We start from the raw sequence: 18,445 nt of genomic DNA on the forward strand, positions 1-18,445 counted from the left end.
CCCGGCTGGACACCGCCCGGCTTGTGGGCGCCGCTGTGGGGGCACCTCACGGTGGCGCTGGTGAAGGCACCGATCGTGGTCGTGGCGTCCCAGGTCCTCATGCTCGTCCCCGCCTGGGGCCCGGGCTCGCTCGACCGGACGATCGGAGCCGTGACCCTCATGACCCTGGTCTTCTGCACCGTCGAGGTCGTGGTCGAGCGCCCCTTCGTCATCCGCGGTCGACTGATGGCCCCGGGTGGATGGGGCTTCGCGGTCCTCCCGTGGCTCGCGGGGTCGATGGCCGCAGCGGCGACGGTCATCCTGTGGCTCGGCGTCCCCACCGGTGGCGTGCTCGCCTCGGTGATGTCCGGCGTGGAAGCGGCCTTCGTCCTCTGGTCGCGCGCCTGGCGTCCCGGGGACACCGACGCCGGGTACCACGAGAAGTGGGTCAAGACGAAGGAGATGACCAAGGAGATGTTCGCGCCCGACGTCGCCGAGATCCGCCACCGGCTGGACGAGCGGGCGATGGACGGGTACCGCCGCAAGATCGCCGAGCGCGAGGAGCAGCGGCGACGGGAAGAGGAGCAGGACCAGGGGGACCGACCGCCGCGCGACGCGTGACCGCCGCCCGCCGACACGGCAGGCTGGACCCATGAGCGCGCGCATCGAGGTGGAGGGGCCCGGCGGCCCCGAGGTCATGACCCTGACGGACGGCCCGGTGCCGGATCCCGGACCCGGCGAGGTGCGGATCCGCGTGCACGCCGCGGGCGTCAACTTCATCGACACGTACCGCCGGAGCGGCGTCTACCCGATGGCGCACCCGTACGTGCCCGGATCCGAGGCGGCGGGCGTGATCGAGGCGCTCGGCGACGGCGTGAGCGGCGTGCACGTGGGCGACCGCGTCGCGACCGCCGAGGCCGAAGGCACGTACGCGGAGCACGCGCTCGTCCGTGCCGAGACGCTGCTGCCGGTGCCCGACGGCGTCGCGATGGAGACCGCTGCCGCCCTCCCGCTGCAGGGCCTCACCGCGCACTACCTCGCGACGAGCTCGTACCCGGCCGGCCCCGGGGATCGTGCGCTCGTGCACGCGGGCGCCGGCGGCGTGGGCCTCCTGCTCACGCAGCTGCTGGTGGACCGCGGTGTCGAGGTGATCACGACGGTCTCGACCGAGGAGAAGGCCGCCCTCTCGCGCGCGGCCGGCGCGACGCACGTGCTCGGGTACGACGACGTGCCGATGCGCGTCCGCGAGCTGACCGACGGCCGGGGCGTCGACGTGGTCTACGACGGCGTGGGCCGCGACACGTTCGCCGGCTCGCTCGGCAGCTTACGGATCCGCGGCACGCTCGTGCTCTTCGGCGGCGCGAGCGGGCAGGTGCCGCCGTTCGACCTGCAGCGGCTCAACTCCGGCGGATCCCTCTCCGTCACCCGCCCGACGCTCGCCCACTTCCTGCTCGACGCCGAGGAGCGACGGTGGCGCGCGGGCGAGCTGTTCGCAGGCCTCCTCGACGGATCCCTCGATGTGCGGGTGGGCGCCACCTACCCGCTGGCCGACGCGGCGCGGGCGCACGAGGACCTGGAGGCCCGTCGCACGACCGGCTCCGTCGTCCTGATCCCCTGACGGCGGATCGTCGTTAATCGTTTGCCATGAGGGAAAACGACATGTAGCTTTCCCTCATGGAAAACGATCGAGCAGCGGACGCGGCCGCAGCCCTCCGCGACGTCCAGGCCGACCGCGAGGCGCTCGCCGCCCGCATCCCGGAGCCGCGCGCGCACCTCGCCGGGTTCGGCGCCATCGCCCTCGCGTGGGTGGCGCAGGCCGCGACCCTCTCCCCCGGCGCCGACTACGAGCCGCCGACCACCTCATGGGTCGCGATCGCCGCGGGGCTCGTCCTCCTCGTGCTCCTGCGCCACCGCACCGGGATCCGCTTCCGCGAGGTGGGCGCACGCGCCGTCCTGCTCGTGGTCGCGTGCCTCGTCGCCTGCCTCATGCTCTTCTCGATCTCGCTGGGCCTCGTCGCGCAAGGCCTGCCTTGGGGAGTGGCGATCACCGCGCTCGCGGCCTTCGCGCTCGTCACGTGGCTCGCCACGCTCGCGTTCCGGGCCGCCGTCGCGCGGATCCACCGGGCGTGACGCGCGCCGTGCCCGGCCCCGCCCCCGCCCCCACCTTCGACGAGCTGATCCACGCGCCCGTCCGCCTCCGCATCTGCGGGCTCCTCCGCCGCGTCGACCAGATCGACTTCACCGTCCTCCGCGACACCCTGGGCGTCGCCGACGCCAGCCTCTCCAAGCACCTCAAGCTCCTCACGGAGAGCGGCTACGTCGCGTCGCGGAAGGCCTCCTCGTCGGTGCGCTCGGACCGGCGGCAGCTCACGTGGCTGTCGCTGACGGCCTCGGGCCGCCGCGCGTTCGACGCGCACATGGCGGCGTTGACGGAGATCGCCGGCACCGACGGCTGAGCTCCGGCCCGGCGCCCTCCCGGCGGCACCGCCTACCCTCGTGCCATGCCCGCACCCGGATCCCCGCTGACGCGCCTCGGCCTCCTCACCACCGGCCCCTTCGACCCCGCGGATCCCGCGCGCGGCTTCGAGGAGGCCCTGCGGCTCGTGGAGCTCGGCGACGCGCTCGGCCTCGACACCGCGTGGCTGCGCCCCGACCACCTCCGGACCTCGATCTCCTCCCCCGTCGCGATGCTCGCCGCCGCGTCGCAGCGCACCCGCCGCATCGGGCTCGGCACCGCCTCGATCCCCGTCCGCGCCGAGAACCCGCTCCGCCTCGCCGAGGACCTCGCGACGGTCGACCTGCTCGCCGGCGGCCGCCTCCGCCCCGGCCTCTCGGTCGGCAACCCGGGGCGCGTGGCGGCCCTCGACCGGGCGATCCATCCCGTCACGGCCGACCACGAGGAGCCGGGGCGCGAGCGCCTGCTGCGCTTCCGCGACCTGCTGCGCGGCGGCCGGGTGCCGGGCGCGGAGGAGCACGACGCGGATCCCGACGACGACGAGGCCATGACGCCCACCGTGCAGCCGTCCTCCCCCGGACTCGCCGACCGGCTCGGCTACGGCGCGGCGACGCTGCGCACCGCGGCCTGGGCGGGCGCGCACGGCTTCCGCCTGCTGGCCTCCGGCGTGACGGAGCGCGGATCCGGCGCGGGCTTCGGCCGCGACCAGCGCGCGCTGATCGACGCCTACCGGGACGCCCATCCGGATCCGGCCGCCGCCCACGTCACGCTGGCCCTCGTGGTCGTGCCCACCGACGGCGCCACGGCCGCGCAGCGCTCCCGGTACGCGGCCGACGCGGCGGTGCGCGCCGAGCGGGCCGACCGGGCGGAGGGCCGGCCGGGCGGCGCGAGCATGGTCCGGGCCGGCGACCTCGTGGGTCCGGCCGAGGAGCTCGCCGCGGCCCTCCGCGCGGATCCCGCTGTGCAGGCCGCCGACGAGCTCGCCGTCGTGCTGCCCGCCGGCCTCGTGGAGGACGACGCCGCGCAGATCCTCGCCGACGTCGCGGAGCGCCTCGGGCCCGCGCTCGGCTGGACCCCCGCCGGCGCCTGACCCCACGCACGACGACGCCCTCCCGACGACGGGCCGGGTCAGTCGGCGATGAACGCGAGGATGTCGGCGTCGAGCGCCTTCTGGTACTCGCCCGAGATGCCGTGCGGGGCGCCCGCGTAGACCTTGAGCGTGCCGTGCTCCACGAGCTCGGCCGACTTGAGCGCGGCGTTGGCGATGGGCACGATCTGGTCGTCGTCGCCGTGCGCCAGGAGGATCGGCACGTCGAGCGCCTTCAGGTCCTCGGTGAAGTCGGTCTCGGAGAACGCCGCGACGCAGTCGTAGGCCGCGGCGAGGTTCACGAGCATGCCCTGGCGCCAGAAGTCGCGCTTGGCGCCCTCGGACACGACGCTGCCCTCGCGGTTCGCGCCGAAGAACGCGTCGGACAGCTCGATGTAGAACTGCGACGCGTCGGCGAGCACGCCCGCGCGGATCCCGTCGAAGACCTCCATCGGGACGCCGTCCGGGTTGGACTCCGACGCGACCATGACGGGCGGCACGGCGCCCGCGGTCACGACCTTGCGCACGCGGCCGACGCCGTGCTGCGCGGCGTAGCGGACGACCTCGCCGCCGCCCGTGGAGTGGCCGACCACGACGAGGTCCTGCAGGTCGAGGTGCTCGACCAGCTCCGCGAGGTCGCGCGCGTAGGTGTCCATGTCGTTGCCCGCGTACGTCTTGGACGAGCGGCCGTGTCCGCGGCGGTCGTGCGCGATGGCGCGGTAGCCGGCGTCGGCGAGCACCTTCAGCTCGACCTGCCAGGCGTCCGAGCTGAGCGGCCAGCCGTGGCTGAGCAGCACGGGCTTCCCGGTGCCCTGCTCCGTGTAGTAGAGCTCGGTCCCGTCGGAGGTGGTGAAGTACGGCATGGTTCCCTCTCGGCTGTGGGTCGGGGCGCCCGCCGCGTCGCGCGGCCGATCAGCGGCCCGTTCCGCGTTTGCGGGGAGCTCCGCGGTCTGCGAATCTCTCCCTGGTGATCACGCCCATCGAACCGTCACCAGGGGGTGAGCCGCCATGCAGGAAGCAGGCAGTTCCCGTGCCGTTCCCGCGGTGATCGCGCGGCGGCGCGCATGACGGGCGTCGGCGGGATCCTGCGCGGCCTGCGCGTGTCGGCCGACCTCACGCTCGAGGCCCTCGCGGAGCGCTCGGGCGTGAGCGTGCGCACCATCAGCGACATCGAGCGCGGCGTCAGCGCGCGTCCCCGCCGGGCGACCACGTACGCGCTCGCGGATGCGCTCGGCCTCGAGGGGAGCCGGCGCGACCGGCTGCTCGCCGCGGCCCGGCCCCCGGTGGACGCCGCCGGCTCGTCGACCCGACCGTCGGGATCCGGCGACACCGCGCCCTACCGACTCGCCGACTTCCGCGGGCGGGACGAGGAGATCGACCGCCTGGTCGCCGCCGCCACGGGCCCCGCCACGGGCCCGGACGCCGAGGGCCCCGGCCCCCGCCAGGCGCCCCTGCTCGTGGTGCTGAGCGGCGCGCCCGGCGTCGGCAAGTCGAGCATCGCGGTCGAGGCGGCCCACCGGATCGCGGGCGCGTCGCGGCCGCGGCTGTTCGTCGACCTGGGCGGCCTCGACGACGCGCCCGCCGAGCCGCTCCAGGTGCTCCAGTCGCTGCTGCGGCAGCTCACCGGTGCGGAGGCGGCCCGGGGCGAACTCACGGAGGCGACCGCGGCCTGGACCGAGGCCACGGCCGCGCGGCCCGTCGTGGTGGTGCTCGACGACGCCGCGACCGAGGCGCAGGTGCGGCCCGTGATGGCGGCGGATCCGAGCGCGACGGTGCTCGTCACCTCGCGTCGGACGCTGGCCGGCCTCGCCGGCGCGCGCCACCTGCGCGTGCTCGTCCTGCCCCGGCGGGACAGCGTCGCGCTGCTCGAGGCGATCGTCCCCGCGGCGCAGCGCGTCGGCGCCGACCTGGACGAGCTCGCGCACCTGTGCGGCGACCTGCCGCTCGCGCTCCGGGTAGCCGGGTACCGCATCGCCTCGCAGCCCGCCTCGACCGTGGAGGACCACGTGCGCCGCCTGCGTGCCGAGGGCCGCCGCCTCCGCACCCTGGTCGCGGGCGACACGGCCGTGCAGGCGGCCTTCGCCACCTCGTGCGCCCACCTCACCCCCGAGGCGCGCGACCTGTTCCGGAGCCTCGCGCTCCTCCGCGGCTCCTCGTTCGCGGCGCCGATGGCGGGCGCGATCCTCGGCCTCGACGAGGACGCCGCCCTCGGGCTGCTCGACGAGCTGGCGGACCTCGGCATGGTCGAGACGATGAGCGGATCCCGCTACCGCCTGCACGACCTCCTGCGCCTGTACGCCGCGGAGTGCCTGCACGCGGACGTCGCACCCGACGAGATCCGGCGCCGCTCCGACCGCCTGCGCCGCTGGACGCTCGCGACGGCGTCCGCGGCCGGGCGCCTGTTCACCGAGGACGACGTCCCCCAGCCGGACCTCGGCCCGAGCTCGTCGTTCGCGTCGGAGGCCGAGGCGCGCGCCTGGCTCGTCGCCGAGGTCGACTCCTGGTGGCCCGAGTACGAGGCCGCGGCGGCGGAGGGCGACGAGGAGCTCGTGGCCCGGGCCTTCCCCGCGATACTGCCGTTCGCCGACCGGTGGATGGAGTGGGGCCGCTGGCACGAGCTCTTCGCCCTCTCGGCGGAGGTCGCGCACCGCGTCGGCGACCGCGTGATGGAGGCCGAGGCGCTCAACGACCTCTCCTTCATGCAGTTCTACGGGCGGTGGGATCCGGAGGCGGCGCTGGCCTCCGCGCGCCGGGCGCTCGAGGTGGCCACGGCGGGCGGCGACGCGCGGGGCCGGGCATGGGCTCTGTCCCACATCGCTGCATGCGAGGAGGCGCGAGGCGACGTGGAGGCCGCCTCGGCCACGGCGCGCCTCTCGATCGAGGGATTCGCGGCGCTCGGCGACGTCGAGAGCTCGCTGAACCCGCGCACCCTGCTCGCCCGGCGGCTGCTCGCCACGGATCCCGAGGCGGCGCTGGCCGCCTACGCGGCGATCCGTGCCCTGACCAGCGACCCCGGCACGAGGATGTCGGCGCACGTGCGCTCCACCATGGGGCTCGACGCCATGGCGCAGGCGGGCAAGGCGCTCCTGCTGCTCGGCCGCCTCGACGACGCCCTGGCTCTCGCGGACGAGCACCTCTCGGCGACCGCCTCGGCCTCGGGCGGCGACGGACGCGACCGCGCCCGCGCGCTCCGGAACCGCGGGATCGCGCGCGCCCGCCTCGGCGACCCGACCGGCGCGCGGGCGGATCTCGAGGGCGCCCTCGCCGCAGCCGGCACCCTCGCGCCGGCGGCGTGGTCGGCCGGCCTGCGGGAGGAGCTCGCCGCCCTGGAGGCCGCGCCGCGCTGACAGCCCGCGCACGACGACGCCCCTCCCGCGCGATGCGGGAGGGGCGTCGTCGTCTGACCGGCGGGACCGGATCAGTGCATGCTCACGGCCTCGCTCGACGCGCCCTCGCGGAAGCGCTCGAGGGGCACGCGCACCATCGACCAGGAGATGATCGAGGCGCAGGCCACGCCGATCGCCGCCGCCAGGAACACCACGTGGTAGCCGTCGACCTGCTGCTGGAGCGGGTTCGCGACGCCGTCGGTGGCCGCCGCGGTGACGGCGGAGGCGAACAGGGCCGTGAAGACGGCCGTGCCGATGGATCCGCCGATCTGCTGCGTGCCCGTGAGCGCCGCGCCCGCGACGCCCGCGTCCCGCGGCTCGATGCCGGAGAGCGCGACGTTCTGCATCGGCACGAACACGCACGCGAGCCCGATGCCGAGCAGGATCTGGCCGGGCAGCACCTGAACGACGTACGCGCCGTCGACCGTGACGCGGCTGAACCACAGCAGCCCGGCGGCCGCGATGAGCGGGCCGACCGTCATGAGGATCCGCGGCCCGACCCGCGGCAGCAGCCGCGCGACCTGCGGCGCCGTGAGCATGATGGTCGCGGCCATGGGCAGCGACGCGAGACCCGAGATCAGCGGCGACATGCCGAGCACGATCTGGAAGTGCAGCGTGAGGTAGAGCAGCCCGCCGAGGAGCGCCGCGCCCACCATCACGGAGGTGAGGTACGCGCCGCCGCGGGTGCGGTCGGCGACCACGCGGAGCGGCAACAGCGGGTTGCGTGCCCGCGACTCCCACCACACGAAGGCCACCATGATCCCCACGCCGAGCGCCAGGAAGCCGATGGTGTCCGGCTCGCCCCAGCCGTTCTCCGCGCGGGAGAAGCCGTAGACGATCGACGCGAGGCCGACCGTGACCAGCAGGGCGCCGGGCACGTCGTAGCTGCGGTCGCCGTCGGCGCGGCTCTCCTTCACCAGCGGGATCCCCGCGATGACCGCCACGACCGCGATGGGCACGTTGACGAGGAGGCACCAGTGCCAGCTGAGGTACTCGGTGAGCACGCCGCCGAGCAGCAGGCCGACGGCCGCGCCGGATCCGGCGATGGTGCCGTAGACGGCGAACGCCTTGACGCGGTCGGGCCCGGACGGGAAGGTCACCGACAGGAGCGCGAGCGCGGCGGGCGCGAGGAGCGCCGCGAAGACGCCCTGCAGGCCGCGCGCGAGGAGCAGCATCTCGCCGGAGACGGCGACGCCGCCGAGCGCGGAGGCCGCGGCGAACCCGACCATGCCGAGGAGGAAGGAGCGCTTGCGGCCCCAGTAGTCGGCGATGCGGCCGCCGAGCAGGAGGAGCGAGCCGAACGCGAGCGCGTAGACGGTGACGACCCAGGTGCGGTCGGCGTCGCTCATGCCGAGGTCGCGCTGGGCGGCGGGCAGGGCGATGTTCACGATGGTGCCGTCGAGCACGACCATGAGCTGGGCGAGGGCGACGACGGCGAGGAGGATCCACTTGCTGCGGGCGGACGGCGCGGCGGGGTCGGCCGGGGCGGTGGCGCCGGCGGCCGCGGCGGGGGACGTCGAGGGCGGTGCGTTCTCGGGGGTGCGTGCGTGGGAGATCTGGTGCTCCTGGAGGATCGTGCGGCGCCCGGGCGGGCGAGGACGGTCCAATCTAGGGCCGCCCCGTGGCGAGAGTCAAACGAACCGGTTCGTTTGACATACGCTGTTCACATGGCAGAGACGACGGGGTCCGCCCGCACCACCGACGAGAAGCCGGACGACGTCCGGCACCGCATCCTCCTGGCCGCGCGCGAGGAGTTCGCCGCCCACGGACTGGCGGGCGCGCGCGTCGACCGCATCGCCCGCTCGGGACGGGCGAGCAAGGAGCGGCTCTACGCGCACTTCACCGACAAGGAGTCGCTCTTCCACGCGGTGCTGAAGCTCAACGGCGTCGAGTTCTTCTCCGCCGTGACGCTGGATCCCGCCGACCTCCCCGGCTTCGTCGGCCAGCTCTTCGACCACGCCTACGAGCACCCCGAGCACCGCCGCATGCTCGCGTGGGCGCGGCTCGACGGCGTGGCGCTCGACGTGCCGCACAGCGCGACATCGCCGTCGGCGAAGGTGCAGGCGATCCGCCGCGGGCAGGAGGAGGGCCACATCGACCCGTCGTGGGATCCGCAGCGCCTCCTCACGATGCTGTTCGCGCTCGCGCAGGCGTGGGTGCAGTCGCCGTACCCGGCCATGCACGCGGAGGGTCCGAAGGCGCGCGCCGCCGACCGCGCGGCCGTCGTGGAGGCGGCCCGGCGGATCACGGCGCCGCCCGCCCGCTGACGCCGGCCCCCTCCCACCTGGGCATCCGTCCGGGCATCCTGCGGATTCCCCGGATGAGGAAGACGGATCCCGCTCGCCGCCCGTAGCGTGAACCCATGTCCGACACCCTGACCCGCGAGTTCGAGGCGGGCTCCAGCCACTCGCACCCGCTGCGGCGGTTCCTGCGTCGCTGCCGGGCCTGGATCGAGCTGCACCCGAAGGCGCGCTGGCTCTACCGGATCCTCGTGGGTCTCCTCGGCGTCGCCATCGTCCTCGTCGGCATCGTGCTCATCCCGCTGCCGGGCCCCGGCTGGCTCATCGTCTTCCTCGGGATCGCCGTGCTCGGCACCGAGTTCCCCGCCGCGCACCGCGTGAACGTGTTCCTCAAGCGCCAGCTGCACCGCTTCTGGGACGCCTGGCGTCGCTGGCGCGCCTCCCGCGCCGAGCGCCGCGCCGCCCGCGCGCCCCGCTGACCCCGGCGTCACCCTCCTCCGGGTCCGCGCCATCTCCCCCTTCCGGTCGATCCGGCCCCGTCACCCCGCTCCGTAGGGTCGGAGCATGTCCTCCCCCGCAACGCTCCCGATCCCGGGCAAGGCCCGCCTCCGCCTGCGCACCGTCGGCCGCGAGACCGCGCTGCTGGCCGTGGCGTTCACCGGTGGGGTGCTCGCCTTCGGCATCGCGATCGCCGCGGCCGAGGAGACCGGTGCCACCGGGGCCCGTCCCACGTTCGTGCTCTTCCTCGACCTCGTCGCCGGCCTCGTCGCGATGGGGCTCCTGCCGATCAGGCGTCAGGCTCCGGTCGGCGTCGCGGTGACGATCGCGGCCCTCGGCGGCATCTCGTCCTTCGGGGTGGTCGCCGCGCTGATCGCGGTCGCCTCCGTGTCCGCCCGCCGCCGGCCACGCGGGATCGCCGCGGTCGCGGGCACGCTGCTCGTCGTCACCCTGGCCTGGGAGGGCACCGGGTCCACACCCGCCCCGATCCGCCCGGAGGAGTGGCCGCTGATAGCCGGCGTGATCCTCCTGGTGGTCGCCCTCCCCGTCGTCGTGGGCCTCTACGTGGGCGGCCGTCGCGAGCTGCTCGCGTCGCTCCGGGAGCGCGCCCGGCTCACGGAGGAGGAGCAGGCCCTCCGCTCCGAGCAGGCGGCCGACCACGAGCGCACGCGGATCGCCCGGGAGATGCACGACGTGCTCGCGCACCGGCTCTCGCTCGTCGCCCTGCACGCCGGGGCGCTCGAGTACCGCGACGACCTGGACGCGTCCGAGGTGCGCGCGACCGCGGGCGTGGTGCGCGACAACGCCCGCACCGCGCTCACCGAGCTGCGCGAGGTGCTGGGCGTGCTGCGGGATCCGTCGGGATCGCCCGCCGTCGCACCCCCGCAGCCGACGCTGGCCGACCTGCCCGAGCTCCTCGACGAGGCCCGCGCCCTCGGCGTGGAGGTGCACGCGCACGTCCACCCCGACACCCGCGACGACCTGCCGCGACTGTCCGCGACGACCTCGCGACACGCCTACCGGGTCGTCCAGGAGTGCCTGACGAACGCCCGCCGGCACGCGCCGGGCGCGCCGGTCGAGGTGTCGCTGGTCGGCCGGGCCGGCGGATCCCTGCGCATCGTCGTGCAGAACCCCGTGCCCGCGACGCCCGCCCCCGATCCGACGGCGGCGACGCCGGCGACCGCGCCGGGCCACGGCCTGGCCGGGATCGCCGAGCGGGCCCTCGCGCTGGGCGGCACGCTCGACGTCGCCCGGCGCGACGGCCAGCACGTGGTCGAGGCGGTGCTCCCGTGGACGGCGTGACCGCCGACTGGCCCCGGCCGGACGCCGCGGCGCTCGCGGGCGTCGTCCCCGCGGGCGGCCCGCCGATCCGCGTCGTCATCGTCGACGACGACGCCCTCGTCCGCGCGGGCCTCGCGATGCTGCTGGGCGGCGGGCACGGGCTCGAGGTGGTCGGCGAGGCCGCCGACGGGCTCGCGGCCGGCGCCGTCATCGCGCGGACCGCGCCCGACGTCGTGCTCATGGACATCCGCATGCCGGTCTGCGACGGGATCACCGCCACGGCCCGCGAGGTCGCCCGCCGCCCGGAACTGCCCGTGATCGTGCTCACGACCTTCGACGCCGACGAGCTCGTGCTCGGGGCGCTTCGCGCGGGCGCCCGCGGATTCCTGCTGAAGGACACGCCTCCGGTGGAGCTCGTCCAGGCCGTGCGGCAGGTCGCCGCGGGCCGGTCGATCCTCTCGCCCTCGGTCCTCGACACCGTGATCGGCGTGGCCGCCCAGCGCGACCGCGCCGACCGCACCGCGGAACGGGCGCGCTTCGCGACCCTGACGGAACGCGAGCAGGAGGTGGCCCTGGCCGTCGCACGCGGGTGGTCGAACGCGCGCATCGCGGCCGAGATGTTCCTCGGCGTCGCCACCGTCAAGACGCACGTGGGGCACGTGCTCGACAAGCTCGGGGTCGACGGCCGCGTGCAGGTCGCCGTGCTCGTGCACGAGGCCGGGCTCGCCCCGTCGGGGTGAGCCCGGCCTCGGGCGGTGCCGGCCGGAGCCGGTCAGGCGTCGCGGATCAGCTGGCGAGCGCCGGGTAGTCGGTGTAGCCCTCGGCGCCGGGGCCGTAGAACGTCGCCGGGTTCGGCTCGTTCGTGGGCGCGCCGGACTCCCAGCGCTCGACGAGGTCGGGGTTCGCGATGACCATGCGGCCCACGGCCACGACGTCGGCTGTGCCCTCCTCGACGAGCTGGATCGCCTCGTCGTACTCGGTCTGCACGCCGAAGCCGCTGTTGATCATGAGCGGTCCGCCGAAGGTCTTCCGGAGGCCCTGCACGAGCTCGCCCGCGGGCTCCGCGTGCAGGATGCTCACGTACGCCATGCCGAGCGGCGCGATGCCCGACAGCAGCGCCTCATAGGTGGCGCGCGTCTCGTCGGGGTCCTCCTCGAGCACGTCCTGGATGTTGTGCGAGGGCGAGACGCGGATGCCGACGCGGTCGGCGCCGATCTCGCGGGAGACCGCGTGGGCCACGTCGATGCCGAGCTTCGCGCGGGCTGCGGGCGATCCGCCGTACGCGTCGGTGCGCACGTTCGAGACGGGCGACAGGAACTCGTGCAGCAGGTAGCCGTTGGCCGAGTGGATCTCGACGCCGTCGAAGCCGGCGTCGATGGCGTTGCGCGCCGCGACCGTGAGCTCGTCGACGATGAGCGGGACCTCGTCGGTCTCCGGCTCGCTCGGCACGGGGTACGGCTTCTTGCCGGTGGGCACGTGCACCTCGCCCTGGATCGCGATGGCGCTCGGCGCGAGCAGCGGCAGGCCGCCCGTGATGTCCTCGTGCGAGACGCGGCCGCCGTGCATGAGCTGCATCACCATGCGGCCGCCCGCGGCGTGCACCGCCTCGGTGACCCGGGTCCAGCCCGCGATCTGCTCGTCCGTCACGATGCCGGGCTGTCCCGGGTACGCCTTGCTGCGCTCGCTGGTGAACACGCCCTCGGTGACGATGAGGCCGGTGGACGCGCGCTGGCGGTAGTGCTCGACGATCAGGTCGCCGGGGACGCCGGCCTCGTCGGCGCGCATGCGGGTCAGGGGCGCCATGACGACGCGGTTGGGGAGCTCGAGGGCGCCCAGGGTGACGGGGGAGAAGAGCTTCACGTGGTGGATCCTTCGTCTCGCGGGTGGCCCGGCGGGCGCCGCGACGGATCACGTCGGGCGGGCGTCGGGGACCAGCGGTCCGGGCGGACCGCCCTGGCACGAACCCGGCCGACCGGAGGGCCATTCCTCGGGGCGCGCTTCTCCCAGGCGCTCGTCAGGCTGCTCGCCCGCCGGGCGCGCCCCGATCCGCTCAGTACGACGCGGGAGCCTCGGTGCGGCGCGCGAGCACGACGTCGTCGGCGGCCAGGTCGTGCCAGCCGCGGAGCAGGTGCCGCGGGTCCCAGCCGACGGACGCGTACGGCAGCCAGATGGTGAACAGCCAGCCGAGGGCGAACGCGTTCTGCACCACGCCGCGCAGGAGCGCCCGGCCGAAGCCGAGCATGCCGGGCTCCGAGAAGCGCTGGACGCGGATCCCGACCATGGCCTTGCCCGGCGTCGAGCCCTTCCAGCCGAGCCACCAGGTGGCGATGAGGAGGTACGCGACGAGGCTGATGAGGAGGCCCAGCACGGCACCGCCGAAGTAGGTGTCCATGACGTCCTCGGCCGCCTGGCCGAACAGCTGCTGGTCGTGGATGCGCTGCCGGGCGATGCCCTGCAGCGGGACGATGAAGGCGCCCGCGGAGACCCCGCCGACGATCCCGAAGACCACCTGGTCGAGGATCCGCCCGGCCGCGCGCCGCCCCACGCCGGCGAGCCGCCAGCCCGGGTCGATGTGCTCCGGGAGGGGGCGCATCGCGTGCGGGACGAGGACCATGCCGTAGCCCGGCGGCGGGACCGCGCCCGGGTGCATGGCCGGGTAGGGACCGGCGGGGTAGGGGCCGCCGGGGTATGCGGCGCCGGGGAAGGATCCGGCCGGGTACGCGGGATCCGGATGCCCGTCGTCGGTCGCGGGGGACGCTGGCCCGTACGCCGTCCCGTCCTGCGGATCCGCCGCCCCGCCCTGCTCCCGCGGCCGCCCCTGCCCTGCGTCCGGCCGCCCGTCGTCGTGCGCGTCGCTCATCGCGTCTCCCCTGCTCGTCGCGCCCGCGGCGCGGATCCAGAGTATCCAGCAGGTGGGGAAACGGACGCGAGGAGGGCCCGGCACCCTCGCGGATGCCGGGCCCTCCCGGTCGTGCTGGTCGTGCGGATGACGCTCGCGTCAGCCCTGGATCTCCCCGCGGGAGACGGCCTCGGCGTACTTGCGGAGGTCCGGCCCGGGCTCGAAGTCGATGAACCGGTCCTTCAGCTGCTCGAACAGGCGCTGGTACACGGTCTCCCAGTCCTGGCCCTCGAGCTCCTTGGCCGCGTCCTGCACGGCCTCCTGGAGCACGCGGTCGCTGTCCGTGAGGATCTTGTCGCGCGCCTCCTGGTTCCAGCGGATCTCGGACGTGTCCATGATCAGGCCTTCACGTCCCCGCGCCAGGCGCCGTCCTCGGTGCCGCGCTTCTCGATGAACTCCTTGAAGTTCTTGAGGTCGGCCTTGATGACGTGGTCGTCGACGCCGATCACGGCGCCGACCTTCTCGACGAGGCCCTTGGCCTCCCAGTCCAGCTGGACGGTGACGCGGGTCTCGGTGTCGCTGAGCTTGTGGAACGTGACGACGCCGGCGTGGTCCTCGTCGCCGCCCGTGGAGTTCCAGGCGACGCGCTCGTCGGGGTGCTGCTCGGTGATGTTGGCCTCGAACGTGCGCTCGATGCCGCCGATCTTGACCTTCCACTCGGTGAGCGTGTCGGTGACCTGCGTGATCGACTCCACGTAGCTGAGGAAGTTCGGGAACGACTCGAACTGGGTCCACTGGTTGTAGGCGGTGCTGACGGGGACGTTGACGTCGACGGTCTCGATTACTCGGGGCATTGCTTCTCCTCGTTCGGATTCGGTGCGTGGGGTCGGATCCTCGTGCGATCCGAGAGCCCGGGCGTCGATGTGGACACCGGCGCGGGCACGCCTCCGACGCTACGCCGGGCCCGCACCCGGCATCCCTCACCCGGGGAATGCACAGGGAACGTCCAAGCGCAGGTCACGCCTCGGCGGCGTCCGCGGGTCCGAGCAGCCGCTGCACGAAGGCGCGCGACCACGAGGCGTACACGCGGGACGCCTGCGCGGCGTCCGGGTCGCCGATGTCGATGACGCTCTCGGGAGGGAACGGCACGGCGAGCGCCTCGTGCCGGGAGGCGATGATCTCCGCGGTGACGCGGTTGAGCAGGCGCGCGTGCCGGGCGGCGACCGGGCGCCAGGCCACGGGCACGCCCGTGCTCTCGCGCAGCGGCGGCACCTCGGCCACGAGCACGCGAGCCCCCGCGGGCAGGCCGCGGCTCAGGTCGTCGATGGCCGCGCACATGAGGCGGCGCCAGGTGCGCTGCGGCGTGAGGCGGATGCTGTCGCCCACCCCCACCAGGAGCAGCACGACGTCGACGCCCTCGAGGAGCTCGCGATCGCGGACCGTGCCGGCAGCCGTGTGGATCGTCAGGTCGGCGAAGGGGCGGGTGGCCCACTCGACGCCGCGACCCGTGCGCCGGGCCAGCTGGCGGGAGAAGTGCCCGGCCATGCCGAGCTCGTGCGACAGCACGCCGAAGCCGACGGCCGTGGCCTCCCCGATGACGAGCACGCGCTGGGGCGAGTCGCCCGGCACGACGCCGGATCCCTCGTCCCGCGGGAAGACCTCGCTGGAGAGGCCCGCGCGGAGGGCCAGGTACTGCACGAAGATGGCGGGCCGGGCCACGACCTGCGCCAGCCGCCTGATGTGTCCCGTCATGCGCCGCACCCCCCGGTCATCGACGCTCCCAGCGTACCCGGCGGGTCAGACGCCGCGGTTGCGCAGGAAGGGCATGGGCGAGGTGGCGACGCCGCCCTGCCGGATCTCGAAGTGGAGGTGGCAGCCCGTGCTGTACCCGGCGTTGCCGACGGCGCCGATCTGCTGGCCCGCCTGCACCGTCTGGCCCGTGCGGACCATCACGCCGTAGGAGTAGAGGTGCCCGTAGACGCTCGTCACGCCGCCGCCGTGGTTCAGGGTGATCGCGTTGCCGAAGCCGCTCGACGCCCCGGCGAACTGCACGGTGCCGGACGCGGTCGCGTAGATGGGCGTGCCGCAGCCGGCGCCGAAGTCGTCGCCCGCATGCAGGCGCCAGACCTTGGCGATGGGGTGCAGGCGCATGCCGTAGGACTGGTACGAGCCGTAGCTGCGGATCGGCATGGTCCAGCCGGACGCGGAGGGCTGGCCCCCCGAGGACGGCGGGCGGGGCGCGTTGGCCGGCGGACGCGCGGCGGCGTTCGCGGCGGCCGCTGCGGCGGCGGCCGCGGCGCGGGCGTCGGCCTGGCGGCGGGCCTCGGCGGCCGCCTCCTCCTGGCGCTTCCGCTCGCCGATCGCGAAGCCCTCCTCGACGGAGATGCGGGAGTCGCGGAGGGTGGTGAGCTGCGCCTGGAGCTCGGAGCTGCGGGCCTCCTGCTCGGCGAGCGCCTGATCCGCGCGGGCCTGCGCCGCGGACGCCTCCTGCAGCTTGGCCTCGGCGTCGGCGGCGAGGACGGCGAGCGCCTCCTTCGCGACGGATGCCTGCTTGCCGAGCGACTCGGCCGTGCGGGCCGAGGTGACGGCGGTCGTGAACGCCGTGTCCTGCCGGTCGGCGAGCTTGGTGGCGGTCCCCATGCGGGCGAGGAGAGCGTCGGCGTCCTCGCCGCCGCTCGTGAAGAGGCGGAGGGAGACGTCGCCGCCGCCGCCGCTGCGGGCGAGCTGGGCGACGAGCTGGCCGACCTGGCGCTTCGCCTCGTCGGCCTCGGCCTGCGCCTTCTCGGCCTTGGTCTGGAGGGCCTCGAGCTCGCCCGTGGCCTGGTCGAGCGCGTCCACCGCGGCGGCGTGCTCGTCGGAGCGCTGGAGGGCGAGCGCGGTGGCGGCCTCGACCTCGGCGGAGAGGCCGGAGATCAGGGAGGTGATGCGGGTGACCTGGTCGGCGGTGGCCTGCTCGCTGGAGCGCGCGGCCTGCACCTCGGACCAGGTCGGGTACTCCTCCGCGGCCTGCGCGGACGGGACGCCGAGGCCGAGCAGGAGGCCGGACGCGGCGATCGCGGCGGCGAGCCGGAGGCGCGGTGCGGCGCCGTTCCGCGGGCGCTCGGAGGCGCGGCGGCAGGTGCGGTCGGTGCGGGAGATGGCGGGCCTCGTCGACGTCGGTGGAGCGCGGTCCTTTCGACGGTAACCGAAATGTTCAGGAACACCACCATCCACTTCCGTTTCCGTGCTTGAGGAAATCCGCTTGACGAGGGCAGGACGGGCCGGCCGAGCCCGGCCGCGCGCGAGCCCGCGTGACAGACTCGATCGACACGAGGAGCGCGACGCCGCATGAGCCACGACACCACCCCCGCATCGCCCGGAGCAGGAGCCGACGCCGCCGTCGCCGCGCCGCGCGACGCCGAGCTGCAGAGCACCACCTGGACCCTGGTCCTCGCCCTGAGCGCCGAGCAGGTCTCGGGCGACGGCACCCGGTCCGCCCGGCTGGCCGAGGCGCAGGCCGCGTTCGAGCGCCTGCTGCCCGCCGACCACGTCGTCGTCCGCTGGACCCGCGAGGTCGGCCGGATGATGACGGAGGAGACGCGCCTCTGGACCCGGTGGGAGCTGTTCACGCCCACCGTCGCGACGCCGCTGAAGCTGTGGTCGGAGGGCTACGTCGACGAGGCGTGGTTCGCCGAGCGGCTGGAGGACGACCCGTTCGTCCCCGTCGTGATGAAGGCGCCCGCGGACGCCGCGCAGGACGGGGACGCGTCATGAAGGTCCTCGTCACCGGATCCCGCGGCAAGGTCGGCCGCGCCGCCGTCGAGGCGCTCGTCGCCGCCGGGCACGACGTCACGGGCGTCGACCTCGTCCGCCCCGTCTTCGACGCGGGCGTCGTCGTGCCGGGCCGCTACGTGATGGCAGACCTCACCGACCAGGGCGCCGCGTTCGCGGTCGTCGCCGGCATGGACGCCGTCGTCCACGTCGCCGCGATCCCGCAGCCCACCGGCAACCCCGCGCACGTCGTGCTGCAGACGAACCTCATGTCGACGTTCCACCTGATCGAGGCGGCCGTGCGCTTCGGGGTGCCGCGCTTCGTCAACATCTCGAGCGAGAGCATCGTCGGCAACTTCTTCCCCGAGCGGCCGTTCCTGCCGGACTACGCGCCCGTCGACGAGGAGCACCCGCTCCACCCGCAGGATCCATACGCGCTCTCCAAGGCCTTCGGCGAGCAGCTGATGGACGCGGCCGTGCGCCGGTCCGACATCCGCGTGATCTCGCTCCGCCCGAGCACCGTGCACAACGAGGACAACTACGCGTCGAACCTCGGCAAGCAGGTGCGCGACGCCTCCGTGCTCACGGCGAACCTCTGGAGCTACATCGACGCGGACGACCTGGCCGACGCGATCGTGCTGTCGGTCGCCTCCGACCTGCCGGGCCACGAGGTCTTCTACATCGCGGCCGCCGACAACGCGGGCGGGCACGACTTCGCCGCGGAGCTGAAGCGGCACTACGGCGACGCCATCGAGCTGCGGGCGATCGAGCGCGTGGACTCCTCGGGCATCTCGACCGCGAAGGCCCGGCGCCTCCTCGGCTGGGAGCCGAAGCGCAGCTGGCGCGACCACCTCGACGCCGACGGGAACGCGCTGCCGCGCTAGGCGGATCCGTCGACTGAGCGACGTCCGCCGCGAGCGGCCGTTCGGG

Annotated in this window: 20 protein-coding genes; 12 read left to right on the forward strand and 8 right to left on the reverse strand. The window is 74.7% G+C overall.

Going from position 1 to position 18,445, the window contains the following annotated elements:
* The first annotated feature begins 60 nt into the window (after positions 1–60).
* Genes ACMT9T_RS07090 through ACMT9T_RS07110 form a run of 5 tightly spaced genes read left to right on the forward strand, consistent with a single transcriptional unit; the run spans position 61 to position 3,524 of the window.
* Positions 61–600 (forward strand): hypothetical protein, encoded by a 540-nt coding sequence (locus tag ACMT9T_RS07090; protein WP_414744883.1) that lies wholly within the window; start codon positions 61–63, stop codon positions 598–600.
* A gap of 31 nt (positions 601–631) precedes the next feature.
* Positions 632–1,597, forward strand: a complete 966-nt coding sequence (locus tag ACMT9T_RS07095) for a quinone oxidoreductase family protein (RefSeq protein ID WP_414744884.1) — start codon at positions 632–634, stop codon at positions 1,595–1,597.
* A gap of 56 nt (positions 1,598–1,653) precedes the next feature.
* A complete protein-coding gene (locus ACMT9T_RS07100; protein WP_414744885.1) occupies positions 1,654–2,109 on the forward strand; it encodes a hypothetical protein in 456 nt (151 codons plus the stop codon).
* On the forward strand, positions 2,106–2,435 hold the full coding sequence (locus ACMT9T_RS07105) for a transcriptional regulator (RefSeq protein ID WP_414744886.1): 330 nt from the start codon (positions 2,106–2,108) through the stop codon (positions 2,433–2,435). Before ACMT9T_RS07100 ends, ACMT9T_RS07105 begins: the two co-directional genes overlap by 4 nt.
* Positions 2,436–2,480: 45 nt before the next feature.
* The gene (locus ACMT9T_RS07110; protein ID WP_414744887.1) at positions 2,481–3,524 is read left to right on the forward strand and encodes an LLM class flavin-dependent oxidoreductase; all 1,044 of its coding nucleotides are present in this window, start codon (positions 2,481–2,483) and stop codon (positions 3,522–3,524) included.
* A 38-nt stretch (positions 3,525–3,562) separates the two neighbouring features.
* Here the strand turns inward: ACMT9T_RS07110 and ACMT9T_RS07115 are convergent, their stop codons facing one another.
* Positions 3,563–4,384: an alpha/beta fold hydrolase gene (locus ACMT9T_RS07115; protein WP_414744888.1), complete on the reverse strand. Its 822-nt coding sequence runs from the start codon at positions 4,382–4,384 to the stop codon at positions 3,563–3,565.
* Positions 4,385–4,585: 201 nt separating this feature from the next.
* On the opposite strand from ACMT9T_RS07115, the gene ACMT9T_RS07120 reads away from it, so the two are divergent.
* Positions 4,586–6,868, forward strand: a complete 2,283-nt coding sequence (locus ACMT9T_RS07120; RefSeq protein ID WP_414744889.1) for a helix-turn-helix domain-containing protein — start codon at positions 4,586–4,588, stop codon at positions 6,866–6,868.
* Between the two features lie 71 nt (positions 6,869–6,939).
* Here ACMT9T_RS07120 and ACMT9T_RS07125 read toward each other — a convergent pair whose 3' ends face one another.
* The gene (locus ACMT9T_RS07125; RefSeq protein ID WP_414744890.1) at positions 6,940–8,514 is read right to left on the reverse strand and encodes an MFS transporter; all 1,575 of its coding nucleotides are present in this window, start codon (positions 8,512–8,514) and stop codon (positions 6,940–6,942) included.
* Between the two features lie 60 nt (positions 8,515–8,574).
* Between ACMT9T_RS07125 and ACMT9T_RS07130 the strand changes: the two genes are divergently transcribed.
* From ACMT9T_RS07130 to ACMT9T_RS07145, 4 genes are all read left to right on the forward strand, one after another.
* On the forward strand, positions 8,575–9,174 hold the full coding sequence (locus tag ACMT9T_RS07130) for a TetR/AcrR family transcriptional regulator (protein WP_414744891.1): 600 nt from the start codon (positions 8,575–8,577) through the stop codon (positions 9,172–9,174).
* A gap of 95 nt (positions 9,175–9,269) precedes the next feature.
* Positions 9,270–9,626 carry a TIGR02611 family protein gene (locus ACMT9T_RS07135; RefSeq protein ID WP_414744892.1) on the forward strand — a complete coding sequence of 119 codons (357 nt, stop codon included), beginning with the start codon at positions 9,270–9,272 and terminating at the stop codon, positions 9,624–9,626.
* Positions 9,627–9,711: 85 nt separating this feature from the next.
* Positions 9,712–10,947, forward strand: a complete 1,236-nt coding sequence (locus tag ACMT9T_RS07140; protein ID WP_414744893.1) for a sensor histidine kinase — start codon at positions 9,712–9,714, stop codon at positions 10,945–10,947.
* On the forward strand, positions 10,944–11,666 hold the full coding sequence (locus tag ACMT9T_RS07145; RefSeq protein ID WP_414744894.1) for a response regulator transcription factor: 723 nt from the start codon (positions 10,944–10,946) through the stop codon (positions 11,664–11,666). The genes ACMT9T_RS07140 and ACMT9T_RS07145 overlap by 4 nt, the downstream gene beginning before the upstream one ends.
* 46 nt (positions 11,667–11,712) lie before the next feature.
* Here the strand turns inward: ACMT9T_RS07145 and ACMT9T_RS07150 are convergent, their stop codons facing one another.
* The 6 genes from ACMT9T_RS07150 to ACMT9T_RS07175 all read right to left on the reverse strand — a co-directional run bounded on the left by ACMT9T_RS07150 (position 11,713) and on the right by ACMT9T_RS07175 (position 16,978).
* A complete protein-coding gene (locus tag ACMT9T_RS07150) occupies positions 11,713–12,786 on the reverse strand; it encodes an alkene reductase (protein WP_414744895.1) in 1,074 nt (357 codons plus the stop codon).
* 190 nt (positions 12,787–12,976) lie between these two features.
* On the reverse strand, positions 12,977–13,786 hold the full coding sequence (locus tag ACMT9T_RS07155) for an RDD family protein (protein ID WP_414744896.1): 810 nt from the start codon (positions 13,784–13,786) through the stop codon (positions 12,977–12,979).
* Between the two features lie 138 nt (positions 13,787–13,924).
* Positions 13,925–14,161: a hypothetical protein gene (locus ACMT9T_RS07160; RefSeq protein ID WP_414744897.1), complete on the reverse strand. Its 237-nt coding sequence runs from the start codon at positions 14,159–14,161 to the stop codon at positions 13,925–13,927.
* A gap of 2 nt (positions 14,162–14,163) precedes the next feature.
* Positions 14,164–14,619 (reverse strand): SRPBCC family protein, encoded by a 456-nt coding sequence (locus tag ACMT9T_RS07165; protein WP_043672042.1) that lies wholly within the window; start codon positions 14,617–14,619, stop codon positions 14,164–14,166.
* Between the two features lie 163 nt (positions 14,620–14,782).
* Entirely contained in the window at positions 14,783–15,517 is a 735-nt protein-coding gene (locus ACMT9T_RS07170; RefSeq protein WP_414744898.1) for an SGNH/GDSL hydrolase family protein, read from the reverse strand.
* Between the two features lie 45 nt (positions 15,518–15,562).
* Positions 15,563–16,978, reverse strand: a complete 1,416-nt coding sequence (locus ACMT9T_RS07175; RefSeq protein ID WP_414744899.1) for a peptidoglycan DD-metalloendopeptidase family protein — start codon at positions 16,976–16,978, stop codon at positions 15,563–15,565.
* Positions 16,979–17,092: 114 nt separating this feature from the next.
* Between ACMT9T_RS07175 and ACMT9T_RS07180 the strand changes: the two genes are divergently transcribed.
* Positions 17,093–17,518 (forward strand): hypothetical protein, encoded by a 426-nt coding sequence (locus ACMT9T_RS07180; protein WP_414744900.1) that lies wholly within the window; start codon positions 17,093–17,095, stop codon positions 17,516–17,518.
* A complete protein-coding gene (locus ACMT9T_RS07185; protein WP_116053144.1) occupies positions 17,515–18,399 on the forward strand; it encodes an NAD-dependent epimerase/dehydratase family protein in 885 nt (294 codons plus the stop codon). The genes ACMT9T_RS07180 and ACMT9T_RS07185 overlap by 4 nt, the downstream gene beginning before the upstream one ends.
* Positions 18,400–18,445: the final 46 nt, after the last annotated feature.

Source organism: Clavibacter vidaverae (genome assembly GCF_047529985.1).
Classification (GTDB): Bacteria; Actinomycetota; Actinomycetes; order Actinomycetales; family Microbacteriaceae; genus Clavibacter; species Clavibacter nebraskensis_A.

Excerpts from the sequence above, each read along its gene's own strand:
- ACMT9T_RS07185 (WP_116053144.1), top strand. The coding sequence starts at position 17,515 with ATGAAGGTCCTCGTCACCGGATCCCGCGGCAAGGTCGGCCGCGCCGCC.
- ACMT9T_RS07120 (WP_414744889.1), top strand. The coding sequence starts at position 4,586 with ATGACGGGCGTCGGCGGGATCCTGCGCGGCCTGCGCGTGTCGGCCGAC.
- ACMT9T_RS07095 (WP_414744884.1), top strand. The coding sequence starts at position 632 with ATGAGCGCGCGCATCGAGGTGGAGGGGCCCGGCGGCCCCGAGGTCATG.
- ACMT9T_RS07155 (WP_414744896.1), bottom strand. The coding sequence starts at position 13,786 with ATGAGCGACGCGCACGACGACGGGCGGCCGGACGCAGGGCAGGGGCGG.
- ACMT9T_RS07100 (WP_414744885.1), top strand. The coding sequence starts at position 1,654 with ATGGAAAACGATCGAGCAGCGGACGCGGCCGCAGCCCTCCGCGACGTC.
- ACMT9T_RS07160 (WP_414744897.1), bottom strand. The coding sequence starts at position 14,161 with ATGGACACGTCCGAGATCCGCTGGAACCAGGAGGCGCGCGACAAGATC.
- ACMT9T_RS07135 (WP_414744892.1), top strand. The coding sequence starts at position 9,270 with ATGTCCGACACCCTGACCCGCGAGTTCGAGGCGGGCTCCAGCCACTCG.
- ACMT9T_RS07130 (WP_414744891.1), top strand. The coding sequence starts at position 8,575 with ATGGCAGAGACGACGGGGTCCGCCCGCACCACCGACGAGAAGCCGGAC.
- ACMT9T_RS07115 (WP_414744888.1), bottom strand. The coding sequence starts at position 4,384 with ATGCCGTACTTCACCACCTCCGACGGGACCGAGCTCTACTACACGGAG.
- ACMT9T_RS07110 (WP_414744887.1), top strand. The coding sequence starts at position 2,481 with ATGCCCGCACCCGGATCCCCGCTGACGCGCCTCGGCCTCCTCACCACC.
- ACMT9T_RS07165 (WP_043672042.1), bottom strand. The coding sequence starts at position 14,619 with ATGCCCCGAGTAATCGAGACCGTCGACGTCAACGTCCCCGTCAGCACC.
- ACMT9T_RS07170 (WP_414744898.1), bottom strand. The coding sequence starts at position 15,517 with ATGACGGGACACATCAGGCGGCTGGCGCAGGTCGTGGCCCGGCCCGCC.
- ACMT9T_RS07180 (WP_414744900.1), top strand. The coding sequence starts at position 17,093 with ATGAGCCACGACACCACCCCCGCATCGCCCGGAGCAGGAGCCGACGCC.
- ACMT9T_RS07140 (WP_414744893.1), top strand. The coding sequence starts at position 9,712 with ATGTCCTCCCCCGCAACGCTCCCGATCCCGGGCAAGGCCCGCCTCCGC.